Here is an 11,351-nt window from a genome sequence, read left to right as displayed (position 1 = left end):
TGGCCAATAAAAATTTTACAGACTACCCAAAAATCTCCGCGGATAGTCTGCACTGCGCCGTGTCATCCTAAGTACGGGTGATATAATTGCCAAAGCTAATGCTAATCTTCTTGTTGCTGCTGTCGGTGTTTTTCGCAAGCGGCTGCGGTACCCTTAATAAACCACAGGCCAAACCGGAAGCCGCTAAACAGCCGGCGGTAAATCAACCGTCAGCGCAGCCGGACCTGTCGGCCCAGCTTAACAGCCAATTGCAGCAGTTTAATGGCCAAGCCGGCCTGTTTGCCAAAAATTTAAAAACAGGCCAAACCTTCAGTTTCAATCAGAATACTATCTTCCCTACAGCGTCAACCCATAAACTGGTGGTTGCCCTGGCTGTCTACAAATATCTGTATGCAGAAGCGGCAGCCGCAGATAAAAAACGTTATGACGTCGGTATTAAGAACATGCTGGTAGTCAGTGACAATGAAGCCTTTTATGAACTTTTAGACGATATTGAACAGAAAAAACCGGATGCCCTGACCCGCGTATTAGCTGACCTCAAGCTTGTTCACACCAGGATTCACAGCCGCGAGGCCTTCAGTCAATACGGTTACCACAGCGTCACCACCCCCGGGGAAATGGCCGCCGTTTTTGAAACAATCTACAACGAAGCCTATCTTGGCCAGGAGTTCTCAGCAATCTTAAAAGAAGAATTGTCGAAAACAATCTTTACGGAAGAAATTCCCCGTTTCATGCAAAACAGCAAGGTATTGCATAAAGTGGGTGAACTGCCTGGCGTACAGTGTGATGTCGGTATCGTCGATGACGGCCGCGACCAGATATTGATCAGCGCCTATACGACAACCCGCCGGCCGCCTCCCTATGCCAGCAATTTTATTGCCGCTATTTCCGCCAAAGCCTATAACCTGCTTCGCACTAAGTGAGTGCCAGCGGCAGCAAACAATGCCACACCCGGGTGTGGCATTGTTTGGCATTACTGAACTTTCCGGCGCTGCCTGCGTAAGCCTATTCATTTTTCAGCATGGTTTAGCATACTTATCTTACAGCAGGCCTGTGGGAAATGAGGAGTGAACCATGTTTCTGGTATATGCTCTGGCCGGCGTTTTCTGCCTGGGATTGGCACCGTTATTCGGCAAAACAGTGTTAAACACCGTCAACCCGGTTACGGCTTTTGTCTTACGGACGATGATTGCCGCAGTTATTATCGCCGCCTGGTTTCTTAGTGCCAAAGGCTTTAATGAATTGCTGACTGTTCCGCCCTCACTGTGGATTATTATTACAATTGAAGCCGTTCTGGCAGCCTTGCTTGGTGATCTGGCTTATTTTTATGCCTTAAAAGACGGTAATATCAATGAAGTGTCACTTATTATGTCTTGTGCACCCCTGGTGACAATCAGCTTAAGCTATTTCCTGTTAAACGAGGTCATTACCGGCAGCCAGCTTATCGGTGCAGTGTTCATAACGATTGGCTTAGTATTAATTAGCCTTTAGAAACTAAGCTTCTGCCGGCGCCCTGGAGGGTATCTTTTTTATCCTTAGATCACAGCATTGAACCTTAAAAATTCTGATGGTTAAAAGCAACAGCTGTTATCTCCATAAACAATACATGGAAATAGCAGCTGTTGGTTCTGATAGCGGCTTTTAGACGGCCTGATAGCCTATCTGCAGCGCCAGCTTATTCATCTCTTCCGTGCCTTTGGGTACGCGGGCCAGCACCGCCGCCTCCAGGGCGGGAAAACTGACCGAGCCGGTGAGTTTGGCAATCGTGCCCAGGGCGACAATGTTGGCAAATAATTCGCGCCCGCATTTTTCCCGGGCCAGTTGAGTAATCGGAATAGCATGGACATGCTTATAGGCAGCCGGTACCTCCCGGACAAAGGTATTGTCAACAACCAGGATGCCCTCTGCTTTTAAGTCGGCACCGTATTTGTCAAGTGCCTCCTGCGTCATGGCCAGCAGCAGGTCCGGCGCTGCCACTTTCGGGTAATGAATGCGGTCGTTGCTGATAATAACCTCCGACTTGCTGGAACCGCCGCGCGCTTCGGGACCGTAAGACTGGGATTGTACTGCTTCTTTGCCGTCGGCAATAGCGGCCTCGGCAAGAATGATGCCGGCAAGGATCAACCCTTGTCCCCCGGAACCGCTTAATCTGACCTCCATCATACTAACTACGCCCTCCCATCGCCTGTTTGATTACCTTGCCATATTCAGCAGAATATTCAGGCGCTGTTTCCTGGTGAAGCACGCCGATCTTAATTTTTCCGGCCAGTTGCTCCGGCTTGAGCCTGGCCGCAGCCTCAACCGGCACGGTATGGTCCCGCTGCCAGGCTAACAGGGCGGCAGGCTTGCTCAGCTTGTTCTGCCGGCCGTAAGAAATCGGACAACCGGTCAGCGCTTCGACTACGGCAAAGCCTTCATGGGCAATCCCTTTGGCCACAAGCTCGGCCAGCTGCTTGGCATGATAGGTAGTGGAACGGGCAACAAAGGTTGCCCCGGCGCCCTTAGCCAGCTCGCTCAAGTCAAAGGCCCGGTCGATATTGCCGTAAGGCGCGGTAGTCGCCCTGGCCATCTGCGGTGTTAAGGGTGAATACTGACCACCGGTCATACCATAGATATTGTTATTATAGACAATGACCGTCAGGTCTATATTACGTCTGGCTGCATGGATAAAATGATTGCCGCCGATGGCGGTCGCATCCCCGTCACCGGTGATTACCAGCACCTTGTGGTCAGGCTTAGCCAGCTTAATCCCGGTGGCAAACGGCAGGGCCCGGCCATGAGCGGTATGCAGGGTGTCAAAATTCAAATAGCCCGAAGCCCGGGACGAACAGCCGATTCCTGACACGATGGTTGTTTTATCCTGATCAAGCCCCAGTTTATCAATGGCCCTGACTATCGCTGCGGTTACGATGCCGTTCCCGCAGCCGGGACACCAGATGTGCGGCAGCTTGGGCCGGTAATACTTCTCCAATAATTGTTCCATGGATTTCCCTCCTCCTTAATTGGCCTGGGCTCCGGTAATGGCGGCCAGCATTTCCTGCGGTGTAATCGGATCATTATTCCACTTGGCCAGTGAAACCACCTTAGCCTGCCCGGCCACGATGCGTTCAACCTCCTGCACATACTGGCCATAATTCAGTTCGGCCACAATAATAGTTTTGGCCTTTTGCGCCAACGCCTTAAGCTGCTTGGCCGGCGACGGCCAGATGGTAATCGGCCGGAACAAACCGGCTTTAATTCCCTGGCGGCGCGCCATTTCCACGGCGGCATAGGCTGTACGGGCCGTACCGCCAAAGGCAATAACGGCAATCTCGGCATCAGCAAGCTGTTGTTCTTCAAAGGTGACAATCTTGTCAGCATGGTCGGTGATTTTGGTATGCAGCCGGGCAATAAGCTCCTGGGATGTGCTGTTGGCGCCGCTGGGAAAACCGGTATAGTCGTGGGCCAGCCCGGTAACATGAAACCGGTAGCCGTCGCCATAGGCAGGCATCGGCGGTATCCCGTCGGCCTCAGGCTGGTACGGCAAAAATTCGCCCGGCGGCAGGACCGGTTTTTTGCGGTTAACAATTGTCAGGCTGTCCGCAGCCGGGATCTCAATCTTTTCCCGCATATGGCCAATAATCTCATCAAGCAGCAATACCACCGGTGTCCGGTATTGCTCGGCCAGATTAAAGGCTTCTATGGTCAGGCTAAAACATTCCGGCACACTGGCAGGACTAAGGGCAATAACCCCCCGGTCCCCGTGGGAACCCCACCGGGCTTGCATAATATCGGCCTGGGCCGGTGAAGTCGGCTGACCGGTACTGGGGCCAACCCGCTGAACATTTACAATTACGCAGGGAACCTCAGCCATGGACGCATAGCCGATTAATTCCTGTTTCAGAGAAAAGCCGGGGCCGCTGGTTGCCGTCAGAGACTTAACGCCGGTCAAAGCCGCACCGATCGTTGCGGCCATGCCGGCAATTTCGTCCTCCATCTGAATAAAAGTCCCGCCAACCTGGGGCAGCCGCTTTGCCAGCAGCTCAGCAACCTCAGTGGACGGTGTAATCGGATAGCCGGCAAAAAACCTGGCGCCGGCGGCAAGCGCGCCTTCTGCACAAGCATGATTCCCCTGCATAAGTACTGCTTTAGCCATAAAATACATTCCTCCGTTTATAACTTATTACTTATCAGCAATGACAAAAATAGCATAATCAGGACATCTTAATTCACATTGCCCGCAAGCCACACAGTCATCCGGCTGAGCGACCTCTATTTTGGCAAGGTCATCCAGCTTCAGTACCTTCTTGGGACAAAACTCAACACAAATGCCACATCCTTTGCAAAACCGGGGCTTAGTTTTCAGCATTTTATCCACTCCTTTTTATATTTAAAACAAGCCATGATCAGGCAGTAAACAACTTACCGGGGTTTAACACCCCTTGCGGATCGACCGCTGCTTTAAGTTTTTGCCCGGCGGCAAAACCGGTTTCTCCTGTTTCCCATTTGAGAAACGGTGCTTTCATATAACCGATACCGTGCTCACCTGACAGAGTACCGCCAAGGTCCAGCGCTGCTTTAAACAGTTCTTCGACCGCTTGCTCGACTCGTTCCATTTCCTGGTGATTGTGTTTGTTGCTTAAAATATTGGGATGAAGATTGCCGTCACCGGCATGACCGAAAATGACCATCTTCAGGTCGTATTTCTGCGCGATCTCCCGCAGCCGGCGCACCATCGCCGGAATCTGACTGCGGGGGACCGTGGCGTCTTCCGAAATTTTAGTCGGGTTGATTTTGCCGCAAGCCGGCGAAATAGCCTTGCGGGCCCGCCACAGTTTATCACTGTCTGCCGGTGTCGAAGCTACCTGGATTTCGGTTGCGCCCCATTGCCGGCACGCTTTCATGACATGTTCCGCCTGTGTGCTGATCGACACCGCATTCCCATCCACCTCAATCAGGAGGATAGCCTCGGCCTTCACCGGCAGCCCGGCCTGAAGATAATCCTCTACCGCACAAATAGTTTGATTATCCATGATCTCCAGTGTGGTGGGAATCGTCCCCGCGGCAATCATCCCGCTAACCGTGCGGGCGGCATCGTCCAAACTGTTAAAAATGGCCAGCAGGGTTTGTTTAGCCTGCGGTTTGTCAACAAGCCGCAGATAGGCTTTAGTCACAATCCCCAGAGTACCCTCCGACCCGACAAAGAGCATTCCCCAGTCAGGGCCGGCCATTTCACTGTCAAATCGGTTGCCGGCTTCAATGATGCTGCCGTCTGGCAGCACAACCTCCAGCCCCAATACATAGTCTCTGGTAATGCCGTACTTAACCCCCCGGGGCCCGCCCGCGCACTCGGCAATGTTGCCGCCGATAGTTGAGGTTTTGGCACTCGCCGGGTCAGGGGGGTAAAAAAGACCGGCCTTATTGACTGCGTTTACGAAATCCTCGGTAATAACCCCGGCCTCGACCACCGCCACCCGGTTAGCGGCATCAATCTCGATAATCCGGTTCAAACGGGTCAACACAAGGCTAATACCACCCCTTACAGGCACGGAGCCGCCTGATAAACCAGTGGCCGCGCCCCTGGCGGTTACCGGGATATTGTACTGCCCGGCCAGCTTGACAATGGCGGCAACCTCTTCGACGCTGCCGGGCTTCACGACCACATCGGGCGGAAAATCCCGGAAAGTGGCATCAAAAGAATAACAGATCCGGTCCTCCAGCCGATCCATAACATATTGCCGGCCAAGCAGTTGTTTTAGCTCGGTAATGACTTGCTGCTCCACTTTCTCCCCCCTATTCCAGCCCGTAAGCGCGGGCCATGATTTCCGCCGTGTGCACTACCTGCATGGGGCTCCGCCGCTGGCCAAGCCCGTCGGCAATATGCATCCGGCAGGCCGAACAGCCTGTTGCCAGGATGGCGGCGCCTGTCGCTGCGGCATTATCCAGCTTCCAGTCATTGATCGTCCGGGCCACATCATAATAGGTCATGCTGAAAGTCCCGCCGGCCCCGCAGCACTTGGCGGCATCTTTCATTTCCACAAATTCCGCACCGGGTATAGCCGCTAACAGCTGCCGTGGTTCTTTCGCCACCCCCATGCCCCGGACAAGATGGCAGGGATCATGGTAAGTAATCTTAGCCTTTACCGCCCGCAAGTCCTGCTTGATCCCGGTGTCAGCAATAAACTGGGTAATATCCTGCACTTTCCCGGCCAGCAGCTGCCAGGCTTTTTTTAGCTCAGGATCTTCAATAATAAAACCATATTCATGCTTTAAGGCCGCCCCGCAGGACGCGCAGCCGGTTATGACAGCGTCATAATTGCCGGCTGCCAGAATTTTCACATTTTCTTCGGCCAGGTATCGCCCAACCCGATAATCGCCAGCGGTAAAAGCCGGCGTGCCACAACAGCTTTGCCTGGACGGCAGGACAACTTCGACATTGTGGGCCTTAAGAAGCTTAACAATCGCCTCACCGGCCGCCGGATAGACGTAGTTGAGCATACAGCCCGTATAAAAAGCCACCCTGGCCTGGGGTGAAACCACCCGGCTGGTTTCAGGCAGGCGCGCCCTTAACGGCACTGTCGCTAAGGGCGGAATAATCCGCCGCTGGCTGAGTCCGGCCCCCGGCAGGGAAACCCGGGCCATTTTGCCGATGCCGTCAGGGGCATCTTTAAAGACTATATTTTGAAAAACGGCGCCAGTCCTGAGGCCCAGGTCAAACAGCCGGCGATAGGTAAGCCCGGTAAAAGCCAGCCTTTTAGCCAGCGGCAAGCCGTTGGCAGCCGCTAATACCCGCCTGGCACTTAAAAACAGTTCGTCTGTTTTCACACCCGACGGACAGCCGGTGACACAGGCTTTACATAACAAACATTTCGACATTCTTGTTTGAAGTTCGGGAGTAAGAGCCAATTTTCCTTCACTGACTGCCTCCAGCAGCTTAACTTTCCCTCTGGCAGTGGTGTTTTCATTATCTGAAGCCTGAAAAACCGGACAAACTGAGCGGCAGGTACCGCAGCGGATGCACTTAACCAGTTGTTGCTGCCACTCATCATACTTATTATCCATATTGTCGTCACCCCTCTGCCGTCAGCGGTTTAATATCATTTTGGGATCAAAGGCGGCTTTAGCCCGCTGCTCAAGCATTGCCAGCGCACCACGCCCGCGGCGGCCGGCCAGGCGGTCATATTTACCGGCGGCAATCCCCCCGGCCTGAATAACAGCCTGTAGGACCGCGTCAATGAAACCTTGCTCCGGCTCCGGCCTGGACAAGGCAATATTTAGCTTACCTTCGGCCAATTGGCCAAATAGACCTGCTTGTACAGCGAATTTTTCGGCTATTGCATAAAATTGTTTTATGAACTCTTCCTGGCGGGTAAATGCCAATTTATATTCATCTGTTAATACATAATTGCCGCCGGGGCGATATAACGCGGCCCATTGTGAGGCCAGCCGGCCATAGCTGTCAGCCGCCGCCCGGATGGTACCGCCATATGTTTCTATCAGGGCCAGCGTATGTTGGGCCTGTTCAGCAGTCTCTGCCGCTAAGCCGTCAAACTCCAGCAGAACAAGCGGCCCCTGCCCACCGGCCTGATATAGATTTTGCACACCAGGATCAATCCATAATAAGTAGGCGGGAACCAGCCGGCTGTCCCTTAGCTTCCGCATAAACGCCAACAGCTGTTCCAAACCGGCAAAGGTGGCAGCCAGTCCCCTGCGGCTCTCCGGCAAAGGCAGCAGTTTAAGCAGAAATTTTACCGCAATGCCATAATCCGTATAAGGGGCATTAAAGAAGCGGGTAAAATCGTAACCAGTAACGTTTTTAACCGTTTTCCCGCCGGTTTTTAATAACTCGCCTGTTGGTAAAACAATCTCCGAGCCCATAAGAAAATGCTTGGTATAGCCATATTTTAAACTGGATATATTGGAGCAGCCTTCATAAAACAGCTGGCCGATTGTCTTGTCATGATAGAATGGAGTATCTGCCGGCATAAAACGCAGGCCCTGCTCACCTAACCGGCTGGCAAGAGTGCCAAGTTTGACACCAGGATGAACGGTTGCGACAAGGTTAGCGGCGTCAATCTCGATAATTTTATTTAACTCTTGCAAATCGACAGTGAGACCGTCATCATTGCCCTGCCGGTAGACATACAACGGGCGGCCGGCCTCTGATGAGAGCCGGAGCAAATGCTGCAATTCTTCTATAGACCGTGGTGACGTTGAATGGCTCACATTACTTCCTCCTTCAAAACCATAATCCTGATGCTGCTGTCTGTCAGGAGGTAAAAAAAGCACTCGATTGAGTGCTTTTTTTACCTTTAGCTATTCCACTCCACCTAAAGCTGCTCATTACGCCATAGTACCTTAGGCGATTAGATATTATTTACATAAACTCTATATTTTCACAAAGCGGACTTTCAATATCCCTTCGATGCCGCCAAGAAAATCGAGGGTCTCTTTCGACACTTCCGAATCCACAGTCAAAACCATCATCGCCCGCTGATCAGTTGTCTTGCGCCCAAGCTGCATAGTGGCAATATTCACTTTGCCGGCCCCCAATAAGGTGCCCATCTGCCCGACAACCCCCGGCTTATCAATGTTCTCCGCAATCAGCATATAGGGCATCGGATTGACATCAAACTCATAGCCGTTGATTTCAAGAATTCTTAATTCCCCTTTGCCGAATATTGTGCCGCTGATCGTAAACACTTTACCCTTTGACCCAACCTTAAGTGTAATTAACGTCAGGTAATTATTTGTCGTGGATTCTTTGCTTTCGGTTACCGTCACCCCTCTGCTTTTGGCGATGAGGCTGGCATTCACATAATTCACCCGTTCCTTGAGCACAGGCTCGAACAGACCTTTTAATATCGCCAGGGAGATCACTGAGGTTTCCAGTGCCGCTGCCTCGCCCCGGTACAGGATCTCCACTTTGTCAACGGCTTCTTTCTCCAGTTGATAATACATTTTACCCAGAGTCTCACCTAACCGTAAGTACGATTTGATGGTATCCATAGCCTGAATAGGAAGGGTAGGCAGATTGACAGCATTGGGAACCATTTCGCCCCGCAAGGCGGAGATTACCTCCTGGGCCACAGTTATGCCGACATTGTCCTGGGCTTCGACTGTATCAGCACCGGCATGAGGTGTGACAATCACATTATCAAATTCAAGCAGGGGGGAAGTGGCCTGCGGTTCCCCTTCGAGGACATCGATACCGGCCCGCTTGACAACTTTGGCTTGTAGCGCCTCCATCAGCGCTTCCTCATTTACAATCCCCGCCCGGGCACAGTTGATAACCGTAAGCCCTTTTTTCGCCGCCTTAAACTGCTCCTTGCCGATGATGCCATAGGTCTCTTCTGTTTTGGGGGTGTGGACGGTCAAAATATCGCAGGCGCCCATCAGATCTGCCAGCTTTTCCTTTTTCTCCACCCCCAGATTTTTGAAGCGGGTATCACTGATATAAGGGTCATAGGCGATAATATTCATACCAAACGATTTCAGGCGGGTGGCCACCAGCGATCCGATCCGGCCCAACCCCACGATACCGGCAGTTTTTCCCTGCAGCTCCATGCCCTTTAAACCGGAGCGATCCCATACCCGGTCTTTGAGCCGGTTATGCAGCTGCGGGATATTGCGACAGGTTGCAAACAGCAATCCGAGGGTAAGCTCTGCGGCCGATACAACATTCGATTCCGGCGTATTGACAACAATAATACCGCGTTTGGTGGCTCCCTCCATATCAATATTATCAACACCGTTGCCGGCCCGGCCCACCACTTTTAAGCGGGTGGCTTTTTGATACAGCTCTTCATTGACTTTAGTATTGCTGCGCACAATCAGGGCCTCATAATCGCCAATAACCTCCAGCAGCTCCTGGCGGGTCAGAGTGGTTTTTATATCAACTACAGCCCCTTCCTCCGTGAGTTTTTCCAGTCCTTTCTGGGCTATTTGCTCAGAAACTAATACTTTCATATTCTTACCTCCATTATTAATTGTACAATTATATCCTCGCAGGGGATCAAAAATGCCTGGCCCGGCAAATAAGAAAAGACTTGGCTTATGCCAAGTCCTTCAGGACGTCGGCAGAAGCCTTAGTCGTTCTTATGTCCACAGAATTTATTATAAATTCTGGTAGACAAAAAAAAGTTCCCATCCCAATAGGGACGAGAACTTTCCCGCGTTGCCACCCATGTTGCCTTACGGCCAACTTTAGCCGCTGTAATGGGCGGATCCCGTTCTGATTCATCACCAGCCACTCCCAGGCGGAACCATGCTGTTCGGTGTAACGGCTCGCACCAACCGCCGTCTCTCTGGCCACCTTGCATTAGGCTTCCTGCTCATCGTGTATGATATAAACTTGTTATCATTATAATGTGTTCGCAAGTACAAGTCAAGTGTCTTTTTCAGCAGCAGTCATTATACATTTTAGTCTTTAATCAGGCCGGATTTCCCCAAAAGTGCCAAGCCAATAATTAACTCTCCCTGCTACCCGCCGGCTTAACCACCGGCAGCGGCCTGGGGCTTAATTGCCGGGATGATATAACGGCCCGCAATAGCCAGCAGGATAATGCCGCCGCCGACCAGCGACCAAAAGCCGGGCCCCTCCCCCAGCAGCAGGAATACCCACAGGGGGTTGAGGATCGGTTCAATCATGGTGATGATGGAAGCCTCAAGGGCGGTTACATATTTGATGGCAAGGGAATACAGGACATAGGCCAACCCAATCTGGACACAGCCGAGGGCCACAATAGCAGCCCAGCCGCCGGCGCCGGGTGAGCCTGAAAATATAAACGGCAGGCCGCAGAAAAAGGTCAGTCCATTCCCCAGCAGCACGGACCCGAACGGCGACCCTTCCTTTTGCAGGCGCATGGCTACAGTCATGACGGCCATCGACACCCCGCTGAGGATGGCCAGCAGGTTGCCGGCAAGTCCGTCTGCCGACATTTGCTCCTGAAAAAACAGCACCATCCCGCCGACAACAGCCCCAATTGTCACCAGATCCTGCCAGCCGGGCTTCTCATTCAGAAAAACAGCGCCCAGGATGGCGACATAGACCGGACAGGTATATTGCAGCAAAATGACATTGGCCGCAGTGGTCAGCTTGACGGCCGTAACAAAAGTTAGCATCATGGCCGCGTAAGCAACCCCGCCAATAACCGCAGCCTTGTTCCAGCTGATCGGCGAATGCCGGAAAGCGGCCCAAATAACGAGGGCGGCAACCCCGCTCCTCGCCCCGGCAATTGCCAGCGGATTCCAGTCAATCCATTTGATGCCGAGGCCGCTGGTACTCAACAGGACAGCGGTTACGGCCAGCAAAAACACACCTTTCAGCCGTTCTGAAAGCGTAAAACTCTGCAACCAGTTCAACATAAATA

General features: G+C 52.4%; 11 protein-coding genes. 2 read left to right on the top strand and 9 right to left on the bottom strand.

Annotated features, from left to right (window positions below; genetic code table 11):
- Positions 1–98: 98 nt before the first annotated feature.
- Both SPTER_RS02140 and SPTER_RS02135 read left to right on the top strand, forming a co-directional pair.
- Positions 99–923 (top strand): serine hydrolase, encoded by an 825-nt coding sequence (locus SPTER_RS02140; RefSeq protein ID WP_144348849.1) that lies wholly within the window; start codon positions 99–101, stop codon positions 921–923.
- Between the two features lie 151 nt (positions 924–1,074).
- Complete coding sequence (locus tag SPTER_RS02135; protein ID WP_144348848.1) at positions 1,075–1,491, top strand: EamA family transporter; 417 nt, start codon at positions 1,075–1,077, stop codon at positions 1,489–1,491.
- A 150-nt stretch (positions 1,492–1,641) separates the two neighbouring features.
- On the opposite strand, the gene SPTER_RS02130 is transcribed toward SPTER_RS02135, so the two are convergent.
- From SPTER_RS02130 to SPTER_RS02090, 9 genes are all read right to left on the bottom strand, one after another.
- Complete coding sequence (locus SPTER_RS02130) at positions 1,642–2,163, bottom strand: 2-oxoacid:acceptor oxidoreductase family protein (RefSeq protein ID WP_144348847.1); 522 nt, start codon at positions 2,161–2,163, stop codon at positions 1,642–1,644.
- 1 nt (position 2,164) lies between these two features.
- On the bottom strand, positions 2,165–2,983 hold the full coding sequence (locus SPTER_RS02125) for a 2-oxoacid:ferredoxin oxidoreductase subunit beta (RefSeq protein ID WP_144348846.1): 819 nt from the start codon (positions 2,981–2,983) through the stop codon (positions 2,165–2,167).
- A gap of 15 nt (positions 2,984–2,998) precedes the next feature.
- Entirely contained in the window at positions 2,999–4,135 is a 1,137-nt protein-coding gene (locus SPTER_RS02120; protein ID WP_144348845.1) for a 2-oxoacid:acceptor oxidoreductase subunit alpha, read from the bottom strand.
- A 27-nt stretch (positions 4,136–4,162) separates the two neighbouring features.
- On the bottom strand, positions 4,163–4,348 hold the full coding sequence (locus tag SPTER_RS02115) for a 4Fe-4S binding protein (protein ID WP_144348844.1): 186 nt from the start codon (positions 4,346–4,348) through the stop codon (positions 4,163–4,165).
- A 37-nt stretch (positions 4,349–4,385) separates the two neighbouring features.
- On the bottom strand, positions 4,386–5,762 hold the full coding sequence (locus SPTER_RS02110; RefSeq protein WP_211367396.1) for an FAD-binding oxidoreductase: 1,377 nt from the start codon (positions 5,760–5,762) through the stop codon (positions 4,386–4,388).
- A 10-nt stretch (positions 5,763–5,772) separates the two neighbouring features.
- Positions 5,773–7,041 (bottom strand): (Fe-S)-binding protein, encoded by a 1,269-nt coding sequence (locus SPTER_RS02105; RefSeq protein ID WP_144348843.1) that lies wholly within the window; start codon positions 7,039–7,041, stop codon positions 5,773–5,775.
- Positions 7,042–7,062: 21 nt separating this feature from the next.
- Positions 7,063–8,205 (bottom strand): FAD-binding oxidoreductase, encoded by a 1,143-nt coding sequence (locus SPTER_RS02100; RefSeq protein WP_170233106.1) that lies wholly within the window; start codon positions 8,203–8,205, stop codon positions 7,063–7,065.
- Between the two features lie 162 nt (positions 8,206–8,367).
- Positions 8,368–9,948, bottom strand: a complete 1,581-nt coding sequence (gene serA, locus SPTER_RS02095) for a phosphoglycerate dehydrogenase (RefSeq protein ID WP_144348841.1) — start codon at positions 9,946–9,948, stop codon at positions 8,368–8,370.
- Positions 9,949–10,473: 525 nt separating this feature from the next.
- The gene (locus SPTER_RS02090) at positions 10,474–11,346 is read right to left on the bottom strand and encodes a DMT family transporter (RefSeq protein ID WP_144348840.1); all 873 of its coding nucleotides are present in this window, start codon (positions 11,344–11,346) and stop codon (positions 10,474–10,476) included.
- Positions 11,347–11,351: the final 5 nt, after the last annotated feature.

This window comes from Sporomusa termitida, from assembly GCF_007641255.1.
In the GTDB taxonomy this organism is placed as follows: Bacteria; Bacillota; Negativicutes; order Sporomusales; family Sporomusaceae; genus Sporomusa; species Sporomusa termitida.
This window is presented reverse-complemented; position numbering and strand designations above follow the sequence as displayed.

What these genes read in the sequence shown, in the direction of transcription:
- serA (WP_144348841.1), bottom strand. Translation starts at nt 9,948, where the DNA reads ATGAAAGTATTAGTTTCTGAGCAAATAGCCCAGAAAGGACTGGAAAAA.
- SPTER_RS02120 (WP_144348845.1), bottom strand. Translation starts at nt 4,135, where the DNA reads ATGGCTAAAGCAGTACTTATGCAGGGGAATCATGCTTGTGCAGAAGGC.
- SPTER_RS02125 (WP_144348846.1), bottom strand. Translation starts at nt 2,983, where the DNA reads ATGGAACAATTATTGGAGAAGTATTACCGGCCCAAGCTGCCGCACATC.
- SPTER_RS02130 (WP_144348847.1), bottom strand. Translation starts at nt 2,163, where the DNA reads ATGATGGAGGTCAGATTAAGCGGTTCCGGGGGACAAGGGTTGATCCTT.
- SPTER_RS02140 (WP_144348849.1), top strand. Translation starts at nt 99, where the DNA reads ATGCTAATCTTCTTGTTGCTGCTGTCGGTGTTTTTCGCAAGCGGCTGC.
- SPTER_RS02135 (WP_144348848.1), top strand. Translation starts at nt 1,075, where the DNA reads ATGTTTCTGGTATATGCTCTGGCCGGCGTTTTCTGCCTGGGATTGGCA.
- SPTER_RS02090 (WP_144348840.1), bottom strand. Translation starts at nt 11,346, where the DNA reads ATGTTGAACTGGTTGCAGAGTTTTACGCTTTCAGAACGGCTGAAAGGT.
- SPTER_RS02115 (WP_144348844.1), bottom strand. Translation starts at nt 4,348, where the DNA reads ATGCTGAAAACTAAGCCCCGGTTTTGCAAAGGATGTGGCATTTGTGTT.
- SPTER_RS02105 (WP_144348843.1), bottom strand. Translation starts at nt 7,041, where the DNA reads ATGGATAATAAGTATGATGAGTGGCAGCAACAACTGGTTAAGTGCATC.